Here is an 18,957-nt window from a genome sequence, read left to right on the forward strand (position 1 = left end):
TATGACGGCCATCGATCCAAACCTCCGCACCACCAAAACGACCTGCCCCTATTGCGGAGTCGGTTGCGGCGTGCTGGCGACGCCCGACGGCAAGGGTGGTGCGGCGATCGCAGGCGATCCCGACCATCCCGCCAATTTCGGCCGGCTGTGCTCGAAGGGCTCGGCGCTCGGCGAGACCGTCGGGCTGGAGAGCCGGCTGCTCTATCCGATGATCCGATGCAAGGGCGTGCTGGAGCGGGTCGCCTGGAGCGATGCGCTCGATCACGTCGCCCATCGCATGCAGCACATCGTGGCGCGCGACGGCGCCGATGCGGTTGCGTTCTATCTCTCCGGCCAGCTCCTCACCGAGGACTATTACGTCGCCAACAAGCTGATGAAGGGCTTTGTCGGCACGGCCAACGTCGACACCAATTCGCGGCTCTGCATGTCGTCCTCGGTCGCCGGTCATCGCCGCGCCTTCGGCGCCGATACTGTGCCCGGCTGCTACGAGGATCTCGACCAGGCTGACTTGCTCGTCTTCGTCGGCTCGAATGCAGCCTGGTGCCATCCGGTTCTGTTCCAGCGCATGCTGAAGAACCGTGGGGAGCGCGGCGCGCGCATGATCGTGATCGATCCGCGCCGCACCGACACCGCCAGCGACGTCGATCTGTTCCTCGGCCTCAAGCCAGGCACTGATACCGCGCTGTTCTCGGGCTTGTTCGTCCATCTCGCCGACAACGGCGCGCTGGACCGGGACTATATCGCGCAGAACACCAGCGGTTTCGACGACGCGCTGGCGCGCGCGCGCAACATCGCCGGCAGCGTCGCTGCGACGGCGCTCGCCACGGGCCTGTCCGAGCAGGACGTCGCCACCTTCTTCAAGATGTTCCGTGACACCGAGAAGGTCGTCACGCTCTATTCGCAAGGAGTCAACCAGTCGGCTCAGGGCACCGACAAGGTCAACGCCATCCTGAACTGCCATCTTGCGACGGGGCGCATCGGCAAACCCGGTGCCTCGCCGTTCTCGCTCACCGGCCAGCCTAACGCGATGGGCGGCCGCGAGGTCGGCGGCCTCGCCAATATGCTTGCCGCCCATATGGGTTTCACGCCGCCCGACATCGATCGTGTCAGGCGGTTCTGGAAGGCTCCGCGCATTGCCACTCATGAGGGGCTGAAGGCGGTGCAATTGTTCGAGGCGATCAACCGCGGCGAGGTCAAGGCGCTGTGGGTGATGGGCACCAACCCGGCGGTGTCGCTGCCAGATGCCGACATGGTTCGCGATGCGTTGAAGAAGCTCGAGCTGTTCGTGGTCTCCGAGAACGTGCTCTCCAACGATACGGTCGAGGCCGGCCCGCATGTGCTGCTGCCCGCGCTCGCCTGGGGCGAGAAGTCGGGCACGGTGACCAATTCCGAGCGGCGCATCTCGCGCCAGCGCTCGTTCCTGCCGGCGCCGGGCGAGGCACGCCCCGATTGGTGGATCTTGAGCGAGACTGCAAAGCGCCTCGGCTTCGGCGACAGTTTTAATTACAAATCCGCCGCCGATATCTTCCGCGAGCATGCCGCGCTGTCGGCCTTCGAGAACGGCGGCAGCCGCGATTTCGACATCGGTGCGCTGACCTCGTTGTCCGACGAAGCCTTCGATGGTTTGAAGCCGGTGCAGTGGCCGGCGCGCGAAGGCGGAATGCCCAGCGAACGCTTCTTCGCGCAAGGCGGCTTCTTCACCAATGACGGCAAGGGCCGCTTCGTCGCGCCGGAGGTGCCGGCGCTGCGCGGCGAGACCGGTCCGTCGCGTCCCCTGCGGCTCAACACCGGGCGCATCCGCGACCAGTGGCACACCATGACGCGCACCGGCCTCAGCCAGCGGCTGGGCGCGCATCTGCCCGAGCCGTTCGTCGAGATTCATCCCGACGACGCCAGCAAATACGGCATCGCCCATGATGGCTATGCGAGGATCACCACCGATTACGGCCAGTGCATCCTGAAGGTTGTCGTCAGCGAGCGGCAGCAGCGCGGTACGCTGTTCGTGCCGATCCACTGGAGCGCGATGAACACCTCGCATGGCCGCGTCGGCGCGCTGGTGCAGTCCTTCACCGATCCGTTCTCGGGGCAACCGGAATCCAAAGCCACGCCGGCTGCGATCGCGCCTTACGAATTCGTCTTCCGCGGCTTCGCGCTGTCGCGCAAGCAGCTCGACCTGCCGTCGAACCTGTTGTGGACCCGCGTCACGGTCGCCGGCGGCTTCGGCTACCTCTTCGCCGACAACGCAGATCTTTCGCGCTGGCCCGCCTGGCTGGACAACGTCGCCGGCGAGGATGTCGCGGAGTACCGCGACTTCGGTGGCGGCGTCTATCGGGCGGCCTCGTTCGCTGGCGACCGTATCGAGACCTGCCTGTTCGTCGGCCCCGCGCACGATGCCGGCGATTGGGAGGTGGTGAAGGGCCTGTTCGTGGCCGATCAGGTCACCGACGATCAGCGCCGCATGCTGCTATCGGGCAAGTCCAGCGAAGGCGCGGCCTCGACCGGCCCGATCGTCTGCGCCTGCTTCGGCGTCGGCCGCGGCACAATCTGCGACACCATCGCTGGCGGCGCACGCACCGCCGCCGAGATCGGCGCCAAGCTCAAGGCCGGCACCAATTGCGGCTCCTGCATCCTCGAGCTGAAGCGGTTGATTGCGGCGACGGAAGTGGCGGTGAAGCAGGTGAAGGTCGCAAGCGTGGCGGGGTAGGCGCGACGTTCGGTCGTCGCCGCATAGTCTGCTGTCATCGCCCGGCTTGACCGGGCGATCCAGTACTCCGAGACGTCTGTGGTTCACCGAGAAGCTGCGGCGTACTGGATTCCCCGCCTTCGCGGGGAATGACAGTGGGGCGAGGAGCCATGCCTTCCGTCCCAATCGACGCGACCGCGATTGTGCCTTATGTTGCTGCGCTCTTCCCCTCGACATGCTCACAACAACAATGATGTACCTGGAAACGCCGCCGCGCCTGGTCGAGACCAGGCTCTTCTCCGCGATGCCCGACAAGTTCCGCCGCAAGGGCGTGCGGACCGATTGGGCCGACGCCAACCGGCCGGGCATTGCGACCGACAGCTTCATCGAGGGGCCATCCTTCGACCGGGACGGCCATCTCTATATCGTCGACATTCCCTTCGGCCGTATCTTCCGTATCGCGCCCGATGGCGAATGGTCGCTCGTTATCCAATACGAGGGCTGGCCGAATGGACTGAAGATCGCAGCCGACGGCAGCATCCTGGTGGCCGATTACATGCACGGCATCATGGAGCTCGATGTCAAGGCCGGCCGGATCAAGCCCATCCTGACCGCGCGCAATTCGGAATCGTTCCGCGGCTGCAACGACCTGCATGTAGCGTCGAACGGCGACATCTATTTCACCGACCAGGGCCAGACCGGATTGCATGATCCCAGCGGCCGGGTCTATCGCCTCGCATCGAATGGTCGGCTCGATTGCCTGATCGACACCGGCATCAGTCCGAACGGCCTGGTGCTCGACCCAACCGAAACCGTGCTGTTCGTCGCGATGACGCGCGACAATGCGGTCTGGCGGCTGCCGTTCATGAAGGACGGCAGCGTGTCCAAGGTCGGCCGCTTCTGCTCGCTGTTCGGCACCAGCGGTCCCGACGGCCTGACCATGGATGCCAAGGGTCGCCTGTTCGTCGGCCACGCCTCGCTCGGCCACGTCTTCGTATTCGCGCCCAACGGCGAACTGATCGCGCGGATCAGGTCCTGCGCGGGGCCGAATTGCACCAATGTCGCGATCGGTGGCGCAAGCAGGGATCGGCTCTATATCACGGAGTCGTTGACCGGCAGCGTGCTGGTGGCGGATATCGGAGAACTCTAGCGCGCGAAAATCGTGAGCGGCTCTTCGCCTCTCCCCGCTTGCGGGCAGAGGCCGGAATTCGCGAGAGCAAATTCCGGGTGAGGGGGAGCCTCGCGAGTCCAGCTGTTGACGAACTTGCGGAAGCAGCCCCTCACCCCAACCCTCTCAGCGCGAGCGAAGCTCGTCGCGACCCCGTAAGAACGGGGACAGGGAGAACCGACAACGGAGCGAACATGAACACAAAACCCTTCGGCAAAACCAAGGCCAACGTTTCCGTCATCGGGCAGGGCACCTGGTATCTCGACCACGGCGACCGCAAGCGTGCGATCGCGGCGCTTCAGCGCGGGCTCGATCTCGGCATGACCCATATCGACACTGCCGAGATGTATGGCGATGCCGAGCTCGTCATTGCGGATGCGATTGCGGGCCGGCGCGACGAGGTGTTCCTCGTTTCAAAAGTGCTGCCGAGCAACGCCTCGCGCCGCGGCACCATCACCGCTTGCGAGCGCTCGCTGAAGCGGCTCAAGACCGACCGGCTCGACTGTTATCTCTTGCATTGGCGCGGTTCCTATCCGCTCGAGGACACCGTTGCCGCATTCGAGGAACTGGTGACATCAGGCAAGATCAAGTCCTGGGGCGTCTCCAATTTCGATGCTGACGATCTCGACGAGATTTTCGCTGTCTCAGGCGCAAGCCGCATCGCCTGTAATCAGGTGCTCTATCATCTCAAGGAGCGCGCCATCGAGCATGCGGTGATCCCGTGGTGCGAGCGGCATGGCGTTGCCGTCGTCGCCTACTCACCGTTCGGCCATGATGATTTCCCCGCAAGCAGCAACAAGGGCGGCGCCGTGCTCGCGCGCCTCGCGGAGGCGCGTCGCGCGACGCCGCGTCAGGTCGCGCTGAGCTTCCTGACCCGTGCGACTACGGTGTTCGCGATCCCGAAGGCCTCATCTGCGGAACATGCCGGCGAAAATGCGGCGGCAGGCGATCTCGTGCTGACGAACGACGAAATCGCTGCGCTCGAGGTGGCGTTTCCGCGCGGGCCGAAGCCGCGTAGCCTGCCCATGCTGTAGTGCACAACTGGCAATATTAACGGAGCATTGACGCGCGCGGCGATCAGCGCATATCGGCATCCTGTTTTCGGAAGTTGTGAAAGCGGCGCATTTATCGTTTTTTAGAGGCGCTCGATTCGCATTTTTCCCGAGTTCCAGCCGTGACCCCGCCGCCAGCCGCAGCCGCAAGGCTCGATAGTATTTCCGTGCCCATGCCCGAGAAGAAGCATGTCGGCCGCCGCGCACCCGCGCGCGTCGATCATCCGTTCAAGGGCATCGCACTGATTTTGCTGTCGACGGTGTTTCTCGGCTGCTCCGACACCGCCGCGAAATATCTGTCGACCAGCCTGCCTTCGATCGAGATCACCTGGATCCGCTTCCTCACCTTCGCGCTGATCTTCACGCCGGTGATGCTGCGGTCCTCGCCGTACTACGCGATGCGCACCGATCGTCCCGGATTGCACGTGATGCGCGGCGCGGTGCTGCTCGGCTCCTCGCTGTTCTTCATTACGGGCCTCGGCTTCCTCCCGATCGCGGAGGCTTCCGCCACCGGCTTCGTCGCGCCGCTGTTCGTCACCGCGCTCTCGATCGTCTTCCTCGGCGAGAAGGTCGGCATGCGCCGCTGGTTCGCCACCGCGCTCGGCCTCGTCGGCGTGCTGATCATCCTGCGCCCGGGCACCAGCGCGTTTCATCCGGCGGCGTTCTTCCCTGTCGTCTCGGCGGCCTGCTGGGCCGGCACGCTGATCCTGACGCGGATGATGAGCGGGCGGGAAGCCGTCGTCACCACCATGGCCTATTCCTCGCTGACCGGCCTTGCGATCCTCACCGCCATCGTGCCGTTCGTCTGGGTGACGCCGTCCTGGACCGCGATCGCGCTCGGCATCTTCATCGGCGTCGCCTCGACCGCCGGCCAGTGGATCGTCGTGCTGGCCTATCGCTATGGCGATGCGTCGGTGCTGGCGCCGTTCTCCTACTCGCAATTGTTGTGGGTCAGCATTCTCGGCTTCTTCATCTTCGGCGAGGTGCCGAGCATCTGGACCATCGTCGGCGCCGCCTTCATCGTCGCCAGCGGTCTCTATATCGCCCATCGCGAGCGCGTCCGCCGCGCCCAGCTCTTGGTGCTCGAAGAGCGCTCTCCGAACGCCTGACGCAAGTTCGCGGCTTCCGCGTCGTGCTATCAACGCTCCCCTAGAGGAGAAAGCCCTCACCCGGCGCACGGGACGATGCTGCGCATCGCCCGGACACGCCGACCCCTCCCGCATCCGCCTTCGCCAAGGCTTCGGCGGACAGGAGCGGGAGAGGTGACCGCCGCGGCTACACCGGCAGCGCAATCGAGTACTTCACCTGGCTCAGCGCAAAGCTGGATTCGATCGAGGCGATGCCGTCGAGCCGGGTCAGCTTGGTCTTGAGGAACGTCTCGTAGGAGGCGAGGTCGGCGGCGACGACGCGCAAGAGATAGTCGCGGTTGCCGGTCATCAGATAGCACTCCAGCACCTCGTCCCATTTCGAGATGGCGCGCGCGAAGCGGTTGAGATCCTCCTCCTTCTGCCGCGCCAGCTTGATCGAGATGAAGACGCTGACATGCAGCCCCAGCGCCTTCTGGTCCACAGTCGCGACATAGCGGCTGATGACGCCGCGCTCCTCCAAGAGCTTGACCCGGCGATGGCAGGGCGAGACCGAGAGCCCGACCTTGTCGGCGAGCTCCTGCATCGTGAGACGGCTGTCGTTCTGAAGGTGGCTGAGGATCTTGCGGTCGATGGCGTCGAGCTCGGGCATTGGGATGGAACCTGTCTTTTCCAAAGGTGCATTGGTAAAATATCCCAATATCGGCGGGTATGGCGCGAAAAATTGAGAAGTTTGGCGGCGTCCGCAGGCGTATCATCGGCGCACCTGTTTTCCGGGAGCATTGCCATGCCCGTTGATTCCGCCCGTCTGGACACATTGACCGCACTGGCCCGCAAGGCACTGTGGCTGTCGTCCTGGACCATCCATCACGCCAACCACATCCGCCCGAACGCGGACGGGCTCAAGGTCGGCGGCCACCAGGCTTCCTCCGCCTCGCTCGCCACCATCATGTCGGCACTGTACTTTCACGTGCTGCGGCCTGAGGACCGCGTCGCGGTGAAGCCGCATGCGAGCCCGGTGTTCCACGCCATCCAGTATCTGTTCGGCCGGCAGAGCCGCGAGAAGCTGGAGAATTTTCGCGGCTTCAAGGGCGCGCAGTCCTATCCCTCGCGGACCAAGGACGTCGACGACGTCGATTTCTCCACCGGCTCGGTCGGCCTCGGCGTCGCGCAAACGCTGTTCTCGTCATTGGTGCAGGATTACGTCAAGGCACACGGCTGGATGAAGGATCGCCGCGAGGGACGGATGATCGCGCTCGTCGGCGATGCCGAGATGGACGAGGGCAACATCTTCGAGGCGCTTGCCGAGGGCTGGAAGCACGGCCTGCGCAACACCTGGTGGGTGGTCGACTATAACCGCCAGTCGCTCGACGCCGTCGTGCGCGAGGGGCTCTGGGAAAAATTCGAGACCATGTTCCGCAATTTCGGCTGGGACGTCGTCATCGTGAAATACGGCCGGCTGATGCGCGAGGCCTTTGCCGAGCCCGGCGGCGAAGCGCTCAAGCGCTGGATCGACAACTGCCCGAACGCGCTCTACGCGGCGTTGTGCTTCCAGGGCGGCGCGGCCTTCAGAAAACATCTGCACGACGAGATCGGCGACCAGGGCCCGATCACCAAACTGATCGACAAGCGCAGCGACGAGGAGCTGCTGGCGCTGATGTCGAATCTCGGCGGCCACGACATGGCAAGCATGCTGGAGGCCTTCGATGCCATCGATCACGATCGTCCCGTCTGCTTCATCGCCTACACCATCAAGGGCGTCGGCCTGCCGTTCCAGGGCCACAAGGACAACCACGCCGGCCTGATGACGGTCGCGCAGATGGAGAAATACCGCGACAGCCAGAACATCCGGCCCGGCCATGAATGGGACAAGTTCGAAGGGCTGACGCAGGATGCGGCCGAGCTCGAAGCTTTCCTCGCGCGGGTGCCGTTCAACCAGGACGGCCGCCGGCTGAGTGCACCCGTCGTCGAGGTGCCCGCGCAGCTCGCTTTCAAGCCATCGCCGCAGATGTCGACCCAGCAGGGCTTTGGCCTCGTGCTGAACGAGATCGCGCGCAGCGACAGCGAGCTGGCCAGGCGCATCGTCACGACCTCGCCCGACGTCACCGTCTCCACCAATCTCGGTCCGTGGGTGAACCGGCGCGGCCTGTTCGCGCGTGCCGAGAAAGCGGACTTATTCCGCAGCGAGAAAATTCCGTCCACGTACAATTGGGACGCTTCGCCCAAGGGCCAGCATCTCGAGCTCGGCATTGCCGAGATGAACCTCTTCATCATGCTCTCGGCGCTCGGCCTGTCGCACCAGATCAACGGCGAGCGGCTGTTGCCGGTCGGCACGCTCTACGATCCCTTCATCGAGCGCGGCCTCGATGCGCTGAATTATGCCTGCTACCAGGATGCGCGCTTCATGGTGGCGGCGACGCCGTCGGGCATCACGCTCGCTCCCGAGGGCGGCGCGCACCAGTCGATTGCGACGCCCTTGATCGGCATGGCGCAGGATGGGCTCGCCTCGTTCGAGCCGGCCTTCGTCGACGAGCTCGCCGTGATCATGGCTTTCGGTTTTGATCACATGCAGCGCGATCCGGGCGAGGGCGGTTCCGTTTACTTGCGCCTCTCCACGCGCTCGATCGAGCAGGCGCAGCGGATCATGACGCCGGAGCTGAGGCAGGGCATCATCGACGGCGCCTATTGGCTGCGCAAGCCGGGCCCGAATGCCGAGGTCGTGATCGCCTATACCGGCGCGGTCGCGCCGGAGGCAATCGAGGCGACCGGCTTCATCGGCGAGAGCCGCCGCGACGTCGGCCTGCTCGCGATCACCTCGGCCGACCGGCTACATTCCGGCTGGACTGCCGCGCGAAAATTGCGGCGCGATCGCCGCGGCGTGCAGCATCTCAGCCACATCGAAAAGCTGCTGGCGCCGCTGCCGCGCGACTGCGGCATCGTGACCGTGATCGACGGCCATCCTGCCGCGCTCGGCTGGCTCGGCAGCGTCCGCGGCCACCGCGTCGAGGCGCTCGGCGTCGAGCAGTTCGGCCAGACCGGCAGCATCGCGGACCTTTATCGCCATTATGGCATCGACGCCAACGCCATCATCGATGCGGCCGAAAGCCTCACCACCGGCGCGCCGGTGCTGCATCGGAAGATGGCGGTGTAGTTGAAGTAACCAGTCGCATGGGCCCCGGCTCTGCAGCGCACCGCTGAAGGAGCGCTGCGCTGCGTCCCGGGCACGTGAGTGGATCGCCTCGGTAAAATCTCGTGTCCCGGACAAGGCGCGACATGAAATGTCGCGACGCTGCGCCGGGACCCAGAGCCGCGCTTGCCTCGTTCCTTCTATCGGCTCATATAACCTCCGTCCGCCGCAACGCTGGCCCCGCATATGGCGGGTTCAATTGCCGGCGCTTTCGTGCAAGGATGCCTGCCGAAACGCCCCCTCCAAGCCCGCAAGAAGAGGTTAACGATGGTCAATCGCATGCAATTCTACATCGACGGCGCCTGGGTCGATCCCGCCGTCAAGAAGTCCACCGCCGTGATCAATCCGGCGACGGAAGAGGCGATGTACGAGGTTGCGCTGGGCTCCAAGGCCGATGTCGACAAGGCGGTCGCCGCCGCCAAGCGCGCTTTTGCGAACTTCTCCCAGACCAGCCGCGAGGAGCGCGTCGCGCTGCTCACCAAGATCATCGAGATCTACAAGGGCCGCCTCAAGGAGATCGGTGCCGCCGTCTCCGACGAGATGGGCGCACCGCTGCCGATGGCCGAAAAACTCCAGGCCGGCGCCGGCCTCGGCCATCTCATGACCACACTCGACGTGCTCAAGAACTATCATTTCGAGGAGCCGGTCGGCACCGCCATGGTGCTGCGCGAGCCGATCGGCGTGGTCGGCATGATCACGCCCTGGAACTGGCCGCTCAACCAGATCGCCTGCAAGATCGCGCCCGCGCTCGCCGCCGGCTGCACCATGATCCTGAAGCCGTCGGAGTTCACGCCGACTTCGGCGCTGATCTTTGCGGAAATCCTGCATGAAGCCGGCGTGCCGAAGGGCGTGTTCAACCTCGTCAACGGCCTCGGACCCGAGGTCGGCGCCGCCATGAGCGAGCACCCCGACATCGACATGATCTCCTTCACCGGCTCGACCCGTGCCGGCATCGATGTGGCGAAGCGCGCCGCGCCGACGGTGAAGCGCGTCAGCCAGGAGCTCGGCGGCAAGTCGCCGAACGTCATCCTCGAAGGCGCCGACCTCACGAAGGCCGTGACCGGCGGCGTGATGCACATGTTCAACAACTCCGGCCAGTCCTGCAACGCGCCCTCGCGCATGATCGTGCCAGCCTCGAAGATGAAGGAGGTCGCCGCAATCGCGAAGGCGGTCGCCGACAAGACCAAGGCGGGCGATCCGCGCGGCGAGGGCACCACCATCGGCCCGGTCGTCAATCGCGGCCAGTGGGACAAGATCCAGGCGCTGATCAAGAAGGGCATCGACGAGGGCGCAACGCTCGTCGCCGGCGGTCCGGGCCTGCCCGAGGGCGTCAACAAGGGCTTCTATGTTCGTCCGACCATCTTCGCCGACGTCACCCCCGAGATGACGATCGCACGCGAGGAAATCTTCGGACCGGTGCTGACCATCCTCGGCGCCAAGGACGAAGCCGACGCCGTGCAGATCGCCAACGACACGCCGTACGGACTTGCCGGCTACGTCTCGGGCGCCACGGTCGATGACGCCAAGCGCGTCGCGCGCCAGATTCGCGCCGGCAACGTCAACCTCCAGGGCGTGCCCAATGATCGCACCGCGCCGTTCGGCGGCTACAAGCAGTCGGGTAACGGCCGCGAGTGGGGCAAATACGGCCTTGAGGACTTCCTCGAAGTGAAGGCCGTCGCCGGCTTCAACGCGGCGTAAGTTTCTGCGGCTGAATGAACATGACGCCGGAGCGGGCAACCGCTCCGGCGTTTTTGTTCGGGCTCAGGGCTCGTGCCCCGGACGCAGCGCAGCGCCTCTTCGGCGGTGCGCTGCAAAGCCGGGGCCCATTCTGCAGTGGTTTGCGCGGCCATATGGATCCCGGCTCTGCGCCGCAACGCCGAGAGCGTTGCAGCGCGTCCGGGACACGAGAGGAACGCGCGTCGTCCACCCATCCGAAGTGCCGAGACTATCCCCCCACCGCACCCTGCGTGTTCACATACAGCGCGTAAATCGACTGGCTCGCGGCCATGAACAGGCGGTTGCGCTTGACGCCGCCGAAAGAGATTGGCGCAACGTTCGGGCAGGGCGATGCGGCCGATCATGACGCCGTCGGGCGCGAACACCACGACGCCGTCGAGCTCGGGATCGCCCATGCCCCAGCCGCACCAGAGATTGCCGTCGATGTCGCAGCGCATGCCGTCGGGCGTGCCCGGACCGGCATCAATGTGGACGCGCTTGTTCGAGATCGTGGTGCCCTCAGGCGAGACGTCATAGGCGAGGATCTTGCGGTTCGGCACGCCGCGCGATTCCACGACGTACAGAATCTTCTCGTCCGGCGAGAAGCACAGCCCGTTCGGCCCGAGCACGCCTTCGGCGACGATGGTCGCCTTGCCGGTCGAAGGATCGAGCCGATAGACGTTCGGCTCGATCTCGGGCTCCGCCTTGTAGCCTTCGTAATTGCCGAGCAGGCCGAAAGTGGGATCGGTGAACCAGATCGAGCCGTCCGATTTAACAACGACATCGTTCGGCGAGTTCAGCCGCTTGCCGTTGAATTGATCCATCAGCACGGTGATCGAGCCGTCATATTCGGTGCGCACCACGCGCCGCCCGCCATGCTCGCAGGTGATCAGCCGGCCCTGACGATCCCTGGTGTTGCCGTTTGCGAAGTTGGAGGGTTTTCGGAACACGCTGACCGCGCCGGTCTCTTCCTCCCACTTGAGGATGCGCTGGTTGGGAATGTCGCTGCACAGGAGATAGCGTCCGTCGCCGAACCACACCGGACCCTCGGCCCAGCGCAGGCCGGTCGCCAGCCGCTCCACCGCCGAAACTTTCAACCAGTATTTTTCGAAGCGAGGATCCAGTGCTTTTATCGCGGGATCGGGGTAATAGGTCGCCGGCCGCCAGCCTTGGCTGAAATCCGGAGAGTGGGACGATGCATCGTTCATGTGCAGCTCTCTTTGTTTGCGTTCCCTCTGGACAAACCTGCTATCATTAGAGACATGTGACCGCAAATCGGCCACCACAGGCGAGGGAAGACATGCCGCGTATTTTGATGACGGGAGCTTCGGGCGGAATCGGCACGAGCCTGCGAAAACTATTGCCGCCGATCTACCCGGATCTCCTGCTCTCCGACATCAAGCCGCCGGCCGATCTCGGCGCGAACGAGAAGTTCAAGGCGGCGGACCTCGCCGACCTCGCGCAGTGCGAGGCGATCTGCGAGGGTGTCGACGGCATCATCCATTTCGGCGGCTATTCGGTCGAAGGCACCTGGGATCAGATCCTCCAGGCCAATATCATCGGCGGCTATAATTTGTTCGAGGCGGCGTACCGCAAGGGCGTCAAGCGCGTGGTGTTCGCCTCGTCGAACCACGCCGTCGGCTTCTATCCGCGCCACCACAAGATCGGCACCGACGTCACGCCGCGACCCGACGGGCGCTACGGCGTCAGCAAGGTGTTCGGCGAGGCCGTCGGCGCGCTCTATGCCGACAAGCACGGGCTGAAGGTGACGTGCCTGCGCATCGGCAATTTCGGCGACATGCCGCTCGACCAGCGCCGGCTCGCGATCTGGCTCAAGCCGGACGACCTCGTGCAGCTTTGCCGGATTGGACTCGAACATCCCGACATCCATTTCGAAATCTTCTACGGCGCCTCCTTCAACGAGCGCGCCTGGTGGGATAACCACCGCGCCTACGAATTCGGCTATCGCCCCACGGGACGCGCCGAGGATTTCCGCGAGCACGCGATGGCCGAGCAGGCCAAGCTGAAGCCGGATCCGGTCGGCGATTATTTCCAGGGCGGTACCTTCTGCAGCATGGAGTTCGACGCCGACCCGAGCCGGATCATCGACTGGAATAAGCGCTAGGAAGCGCGCTCGACACGGCGCGAGCGGCCGAAGCTCTGCTTGGCCGCTCCAACTCTACGTTCGCGCCGGATCAGAACAGGCCTGGGATCAACATCGCCACCTTCTCCCTGTAGTGCCGGTACTGATCTCCGAACAGAGTGACCAAGTCGCGCTCCTCCAACCAGATGCCGACGAAGATGTAGGCGGTCGTCACCAGCGCGAACAGCAGATGCCCGAGCGTCATGGTGGGCGTCGACCAGAACGCGATGATGAAGCCGAGATAGATGGGATGCCGGATCAGGCGGTAGAGGCCCGGCGTCCTGAACTTCATCGGCTCGGCGAGCCTACCTGCAAAGTGGTTGACGACTTGCGTCAGTCCGAACAATTCGAAATGGCTGATCAGGAACGTGCTGTACAGCACGATGAGCCAGCCGGCGGCGCTGCCGGCGACCGCGGCGTAGGCTGCCATGGGCGTCTCAATCTCCCAAACGACGGTTGTGATGGGACGCCATTGCCAGAACAGCAGGATCAGGCTCAGACTTGCCAGCAGGACATAGGTGCTGCGCTCGAGCGCGGGTGAGGCGAGAGCGGCGAACAGCTTCTTGAAGCCCTGGCGAGCCATGCCGCTGTGCTGGACGGCAAACAGAGACATCAGCGCGAGGTCGATCATGAGGGCCTGTCCGGTCGAGCCCGTGGCGCCGCCGTCGATCGTCTTGGGCACGACGAACTGCGTAATGAAGCCGATGGCGTAGAGAAAGGTCCCGAAGAAGATGAGATAGGCGAGGACGCCGTAGCCGAGCACGAAGCTTCGTGTAGCGAGCGAGCTTGCAGTCCGAGTAGGTCCGTTTTGCATGGTGATGGACATGATCAATCTTCCAGTTCAGTGGTGAGGGGTTGAACGGCTGTTTCAGCGGGCGGCATCACCGCCACCTTCGTCACGTTGCAAAGGCTGTCGGAACCGTCGCGGCCTTGCATTTGCCGGGGCTTTTCTGGACCGCTACGCCGCCGCGCACGCTTTCGGTAAGAGGGGAGCCGAACGTCGTTGCAGCCGAAGCCAGAACGAGCGACATCATGACGACCCCGATCGTCCCGATCGCCAGCACGGCGGTTCTGGACTTGAAGTTTCCGAGCTTGAAATGCTTGAAATCGGAGCTCTTGGCTTCGGAAGCGTTGGATGAGATGAAAGAATTCATGACTATTTCCTCGAATTAAAATTGTTGCGGGGACGCGGGTCTCGAACCATGTCGTCGCCGCTGGCCCTGGTGCCGCCGCAACCCTTCGCGAACTGCATTGCGGCCTTCTCGCGGTTCGCCAGCATGCTGGCGACAGACTGATTGATGAGCCGGCGAAGCCGCAGCAGGATGCCGGCGAGATATCTCTGCGAGGGGCTCAGTGCGGGCGGCGCCTGAGACTGAATGGACATTTCCATATCCTTTCATGGAATCACGAGTCGAGGACGCCGCCCGCGCTGATCTGCTATTCGGCGGCGGCCGTCTGCGGGGACGGATCAGTGCGAACGACCACGGTCGTGGCGACCGTGTAGAATTCCTCGCCTGGCATGCCGACGCGCCGTGCATGCTCGCGGATCGACTCCCCGTCGCGCGCTTCATAGATGCAGAAGGTGCCGATGCGACCGTCGGCCTCATGGACCACATAGCTGCGGATCCAGCGAACGCGGTCGGACATCTGCTCGTTGCCGATCCGCGCGGACTTCGCGCCCGCGGCTTCCAGTTCGCTCAGGTTTGCCCAGGCGCTCGGGCGGCGAATGACATAGAGTTCCATAAGGCGTCTCCTCAGGGTTGATGCTGCTGCCAGTCGGTCGGTCGTGACCGACGGCCGTGAGGAGCTATAGGCGAGGCCGGCGCTGATCGTCCTGACCGGGGCCTGATCATTGCCTGATCCTTGTGTGAACCTTTTCCGTTCCTTCCAGACACAACGATATGACCCTCAGGTTTGGACCCTTCGAGCTCGACGAAGCGGGCCGCGCGCTTATTCACGCGCAGCGGGAAGTCGCGTTGCAGCCGCGTGTGTTCGATCTGCTGGTCTACTTGACGCGTAACCGGGACCGAGTCGTAACCAAGGAAGAGCTGCTCGATACCCTCTGGCCTGACGTAACCGTCACCGACAACTCCTTGCAGCGGGCGGTCAGCATCCTGCGCGGCGTGCTGCGCAAGGGCGGCATGGATAGCGCCATCCGGAACATGCCGGGCAGAGGCTATCGTTTCTGCATCGACGGCTTGTCGGAGTCGCGGGTTGCTCCCGAGACGACGAACGAGCAAGGTCCGGACGTGCGGGCGCAAGCGCAATGCGCGACTGCCGTGCAAGCCTGGGACAAAGCCGCAGCGCTGTTCGAGGCGGCCGATGCCGTCCAACCGCTCGATGGCGCCGACTTGCACCAATGGGCGCTGGCCTTGCAGTGCACCGGCAAGGCCGATGCGGCCCTGCCTCTCTTGGCTCGCGCAGTCGCCGCCCATACCACGGCCGGCAACGTGCCGCTGGCCGTCGTCGACGCCGTCACACTCTCCTGCTTGCACTTCGAGCGCGGCCAGGCGGCGATTGCCAAGGGCTGGCTGGCCCGGGCGGAGGATTGGGCCTCCGAGATCGAGGACCCCGCCACGACTGCGTTAACTCTCTGGATGAAGTCGAAGGTCGCCGCGTTCGACGGCGAGCCTGAACAGGCGCTTTCGCTTGCCGATATCGCGTACAGCACGGTCCGACACAAGGACGCTGTTGGCATCGAGGCGCTGAGTCTTGCTTATCGCGGGTTCTACCGGCTGTGTCTGGGCGATACACGCGCAGGACTGGCGGATCAGGACCTCGCCGCTGCGATGGCGCTCTCCAGCGGCGATATCGATCCGATCGTTGGAGGCATCCTCTACTGCAACATCCTGTGGGCGGCGCGGATGTTCGGAGATTGGGCAAGGGCCGACCAGTGGACGCAGGGCTATCAGAAATATTGCACCGAGAGCGGGATGGAATTGACCGGCTCCTGCCAGCTTCATCGGTCAGAAGTCCTTGGCGTCAGGGGCTCGCTTGGTGAAGCCTTGTCGCGCATTCAAGATTCGCTGGCACGGCTGACCAGCGATGCACCATGGGCGATCGGAGATGCCAATCGCGTGCTGGCGGACGTCCAGGCTGCGATCGGTAATGACGACGCCGCGCTCGAAGCCTACGAAAAGGCCTATGCGCTCGGCTGGTGCCCGGAGCCCGGCCGCGCCATGCTTTTATTGGAACGTGGCGAGGCTGAGGCCGCCTACGCGAGTCTCGAACGTAGCTTGATCGGAAAGACGTGGTGGACCCTGCAGCGGCGAGGAATCTTGTTCGCGCATCTGGCGCTCGCTGCCGCGCATACAGGCCGCCATGAGCAGGCCCTGGAGCTGATCGAAGAGCTTTCCGGAAGTCCCGACCGATGGCCGATGCCGTCGATCCGGGCATTGACGAACGAAGCGCAATCGGTTCTCGCCGATGTGCGCGATGATTACGACTCTGCGCTGCGGCATTTGCACCTGGCCCGGCAGCTGTGGTCGAGCATCGACGGGCGCGTGCAGGCCGTCAGGCTGAGACTCCGTATCGCGACGTTGCAATTGGCGCATGATGACGTTCGAGGCGCTTCAGCGGAAATTCACGCAGCCCAGCTCGTGGCCGTCGAACTGGGCTCGCGGAAGTTCGAGGCTGAGTGTGCGGCTCTGCGACGCGAGGTCGATACGCGAACGACCGGACGGGCTGCCTAGCGAAAGTCCGTGATCCGTGCCAAGCCTGCCAACGGCACGTGATTGTCTTGTCCGGTTCAACTGGCGCCGCCGCTGCTCTGGCGTCCCGCCCGCGAGCACGCCATGGCCGAGCAGGCCAAGCTGAAGCCGGATCCGGTCGGCGAGGTGCGGCCGGACCAAACGCCGGCTTACGGCTCAATGCGGGTAATTCTGGTGCGCATGTACGTGCGCGCTGCGCACACACCGATGGTCAGCGCCGCGCGTGCGGCTCGTGTGATCGCAGAGGTGTTGCACGTCATTTTGCAACGCGCGCTTCCTGCTTCTTGGTCACATGCCAGAGCACCACATGGTAATGCGGCACGTCCACCCCAGGGTGACCCGCGTTGAAGTAGAGGCTGACGTGGTCAACTGCTGTTGCGGATCCCGCTCCCTCCAACAATTTGTGATCGTCGATGTCCTTGTTCGGGACCATGTACACGGTCGCCACCAGACGATCCCTGCGATCGAAGCACAGGAACGGCCCCAGCGGCAAAGTGTCGGGCTTCACGAAAATGATGCCGAGGCCCGGAAAGAACTTTGGGAAGTTCACGAGATCGCTGACCCGCTTGTATCCGTTTTTTTCGGCGGCCTTCCGCGGATTTGGCGGCGGACGAACGATTTCGTGCTTCCTGTGCGCCTTGGTGCTTCGGTGAGGGGCTATCGTCCTGGTTCGCTCGGTCTTGTCGGCCGGTGGCGCATTGGCCGGTGCGAGTGTCTGCGGCGCTGGTGGAAAGAAGGGAGCAAATTGGGCGGCAGAATGCCTCACGTCGGCGATCAAGGCGAGCAACGCAGCCAAGGCTGCGCTCACAAGCGCGTTGCGCATCGACACCTCCCACATTTGCCTGCCAAATTTTGCTCACTTATCCGGATTGCGTTCTCGCCAGCGCAGGAAATCCCGGAATAAATCTTCCCGGTCTGGCGGATTGGCGCTCGGCTTTCCTTCGAGGAACCGGCCGAACGCCTTGCGAAGCGCGGCCTCGCCGCCGGATTGCTGCTGGAGCCAGCGCTCTGCCGGTCGGAATCGTTGCCATCCGGGGAGCTGCGCGGCCAGGTTCACCTCGCGCCATTTGGGGTGATGTGCGCCCGCTAGAAATTCAGGAAAGCGCGTGAACAATGTCTGGACGAAAAATTCCAGCAACCGAAACCGCTCGCTGCCGCTCGGCCAGTTGTAGGCGAAGAGAGCGGATTTGATCGCGATCGTGTCGACGCTTGCTTCGGCGGCGATCATATTCGGGTAGTCCCTGTGGCGGAGCGTCGATGGCAGATAATCTTGTTGCAGCAGCTCCTTGAAGTAGGGGATTGGCAGGAGGTGAATATTATCGAGTTGCGAGACCTGCGCCAGGAAGCTGACCGGTTTTCCTGAGACCAGCAGAGCTGCGGAGAGATCTCCCTTCCTCAGACCATCCAGCGCGGCCTCCGGTCCCAAGTTCGTCTCGCTGATCTTGATGCCCAGACGGTTCAACACTTCGCGGCCGAGGATAGCGCCGGCACTGCCGTCGTCCCCGAGATTGACCCTCTTTCCCGAAAGCTCCGTCAGGCTTCCGATCTCCTGCCGCGCGAGAAGATGGAACTCCTCGATATGGAGCAGGGCAATGTAAGTCAGCTTGTCGGAAATATCCCCGAAAGTCCTTGTCTCCCGGAGCCGGTCGACCAGAACGACGGGCGCGATCGCCACGTCGGCACCTGCGAGGGTGAGCACATCGAGGACGTTGCGGACACCGCCGTTTCCCACCATCGGCAGGACCCGCAATGCGACTTGGCCCTGAGGGCCGGTCTCTTGGCCGCCGGCGAGCGTGGTGGCAATGTCCTGAGCAATCGCGAATTCAGTGCATTGCGGCGTACCGGTAACGAAGCCCACCGTATACGGGTCTGCAGATCGCCCCGTCTCCTTCCTGGGAGTGCCTTCCTTTCTCGGAGACACCTTCGTGGACTCGCTCGGAGCAGCGGGCGGTCGCTTTTGCGCGAAACAATCCTGGACCTGCCCGCCGAAGTAGGCCGCTGCAATCAAAGCGATGAACAAACCGGCCCGCATCGCTCCGCAGACCCTCATTGTTCAACCTGCTCGGTCAGCCCTCTCGTCGGACGTGACATGCCCCGAGAGACTGTCACCTGCCGCGTCCGAAGCAAGACCGAGGCTAATGCTTGGCCTTCCAACGCGGCCGGGGCAGCGGCGTTCCGTGATGGATGCCTGCAGCAGAAGTTTGCCGACGAGC

The 18,957-nt window shown here is 64.0% G+C and carries 15 protein-coding genes and 1 pseudogene; 8 read left to right on the forward strand and 8 right to left on the reverse strand.

Features of this window, described 5'->3' with window-relative positions; genetic code table 11:
- The first annotated feature begins 1 nt into the window (after window position 1).
- From YU9_RS0101415 to YU9_RS0101430, 4 genes are all read left to right on the forward strand, one after another.
- Entirely contained in the window at window positions 2-2,704 is a 2,703-nt protein-coding gene (locus YU9_RS0101415; RefSeq protein WP_027571158.1) for a nitrate reductase, read from the forward strand.
- A 232-nt stretch (window positions 2,705-2,936) separates the two neighbouring features.
- Window positions 2,937-3,833: an SMP-30/gluconolactonase/LRE family protein gene (locus YU9_RS0101420; RefSeq protein WP_036016797.1), complete on the forward strand. Its 897-nt coding sequence runs from the start codon at window positions 2,937-2,939 to the stop codon at window positions 3,831-3,833.
- Window positions 3,834-4,045: 212 nt separating this feature from the next.
- Entirely contained in the window at window positions 4,046-4,885 is an 840-nt protein-coding gene (locus YU9_RS0101425) for an aldo/keto reductase (protein ID WP_027571160.1), read from the forward strand.
- 185 nt (window positions 4,886-5,070) lie between these two features.
- The gene (locus tag YU9_RS0101430) at window positions 5,071-6,012 is read left to right on the forward strand and encodes a DMT family transporter (protein WP_027571161.1); all 942 of its coding nucleotides are present in this window, start codon (window positions 5,071-5,073) and stop codon (window positions 6,010-6,012) included.
- Between the two features lie 166 nt (window positions 6,013-6,178).
- On the opposite strand, the gene YU9_RS0101435 is transcribed toward YU9_RS0101430, so the two are convergent.
- Window positions 6,179-6,640 (reverse strand): Lrp/AsnC family transcriptional regulator, encoded by a 462-nt coding sequence (locus YU9_RS0101435; RefSeq protein ID WP_027571162.1) that lies wholly within the window; start codon window positions 6,638-6,640, stop codon window positions 6,179-6,181.
- A gap of 135 nt (window positions 6,641-6,775) precedes the next feature.
- Between YU9_RS0101435 and YU9_RS0101440 the strand changes: the two genes are divergently transcribed.
- Window positions 6,776-9,139, forward strand: a complete 2,364-nt coding sequence (locus tag YU9_RS0101440) for a transketolase (protein ID WP_027571163.1) — start codon at window positions 6,776-6,778, stop codon at window positions 9,137-9,139.
- A gap of 303 nt (window positions 9,140-9,442) precedes the next feature.
- A complete protein-coding gene (locus YU9_RS0101445; RefSeq protein ID WP_027571164.1) occupies window positions 9,443-10,873 on the forward strand; it encodes an aldehyde dehydrogenase family protein in 1,431 nt (476 codons plus the stop codon).
- A 247-nt stretch (window positions 10,874-11,120) separates the two neighbouring features.
- Here YU9_RS0101445 and YU9_RS40580 read toward each other — a convergent pair.
- Window positions 11,121-12,099 (reverse strand): annotated as a pseudogene (locus YU9_RS40580) (SMP-30/gluconolactonase/LRE family protein).
- 92 nt (window positions 12,100-12,191) lie between these two features.
- On the opposite strand from YU9_RS40580, the gene YU9_RS0101455 reads away from it, so the two are divergent.
- On the forward strand, window positions 12,192-13,016 hold the full coding sequence (locus YU9_RS0101455) for an NAD(P)-dependent oxidoreductase (RefSeq protein WP_027571166.1): 825 nt from the start codon (window positions 12,192-12,194) through the stop codon (window positions 13,014-13,016).
- Window positions 13,017-13,086: 70 nt separating this feature from the next.
- Here the strand turns inward: YU9_RS0101455 and mddA are convergent, their stop codons facing one another.
- The 4 genes from mddA to YU9_RS0101475 all read right to left on the reverse strand — a co-directional run bounded on the left by mddA (window position 13,087) and on the right by YU9_RS0101475 (window position 14,777).
- Complete coding sequence (gene mddA / locus YU9_RS0101460; RefSeq protein ID WP_051380309.1) at window positions 13,087-13,848, reverse strand: methanethiol S-methyltransferase; 762 nt, start codon at window positions 13,846-13,848, stop codon at window positions 13,087-13,089.
- An 82-nt stretch (window positions 13,849-13,930) separates the two neighbouring features.
- On the reverse strand, window positions 13,931-14,188 hold the full coding sequence (locus tag YU9_RS0101465; RefSeq protein ID WP_027571168.1) for a hypothetical protein: 258 nt from the start codon (window positions 14,186-14,188) through the stop codon (window positions 13,931-13,933).
- Window positions 14,189-14,190: 2 nt separating this feature from the next.
- Entirely contained in the window at window positions 14,191-14,418 is a 228-nt protein-coding gene (locus YU9_RS0101470; RefSeq protein WP_156951608.1) for a hypothetical protein, read from the reverse strand.
- Window positions 14,419-14,471: 53 nt separating this feature from the next.
- Entirely contained in the window at window positions 14,472-14,777 is a 306-nt protein-coding gene (locus YU9_RS0101475; RefSeq protein ID WP_027571170.1) for a nickel-binding protein, read from the reverse strand.
- Window positions 14,778-14,935: 158 nt separating this feature from the next.
- Here YU9_RS0101475 and YU9_RS0101480 point away from each other — a divergent pair, with 158 nt between their 5' ends.
- Window positions 14,936-16,726 carry a winged helix-turn-helix domain-containing protein gene (locus YU9_RS0101480; RefSeq protein ID WP_027571171.1) on the forward strand — a complete coding sequence of 597 codons (1,791 nt, stop codon included), beginning with the start codon at window positions 14,936-14,938 and terminating at the stop codon, window positions 16,724-16,726.
- A 274-nt stretch (window positions 16,727-17,000) separates the two neighbouring features.
- On the opposite strand, the gene YU9_RS0101485 is transcribed toward YU9_RS0101480, so the two are convergent.
- The gene (locus YU9_RS0101485) at window positions 17,001-17,567 is read right to left on the reverse strand and encodes a hypothetical protein (protein WP_027571172.1); all 567 of its coding nucleotides are present in this window, start codon (window positions 17,565-17,567) and stop codon (window positions 17,001-17,003) included.
- 33 nt (window positions 17,568-17,600) lie between these two features.
- Window positions 17,601-18,776 carry a TAXI family TRAP transporter solute-binding subunit gene (locus YU9_RS0101490; RefSeq protein ID WP_027571173.1) on the reverse strand — a complete coding sequence of 392 codons (1,176 nt, stop codon included), beginning with the start codon at window positions 18,774-18,776 and terminating at the stop codon, window positions 17,601-17,603.
- Between the last annotated feature and the right edge of the window lie 181 nt (window positions 18,777-18,957).

The organism is Bradyrhizobium sp. WSM1743, from assembly GCF_000473065.1.
In the GTDB taxonomy this organism is placed as follows: Bacteria; Pseudomonadota; Alphaproteobacteria; order Rhizobiales; family Xanthobacteraceae; genus Bradyrhizobium.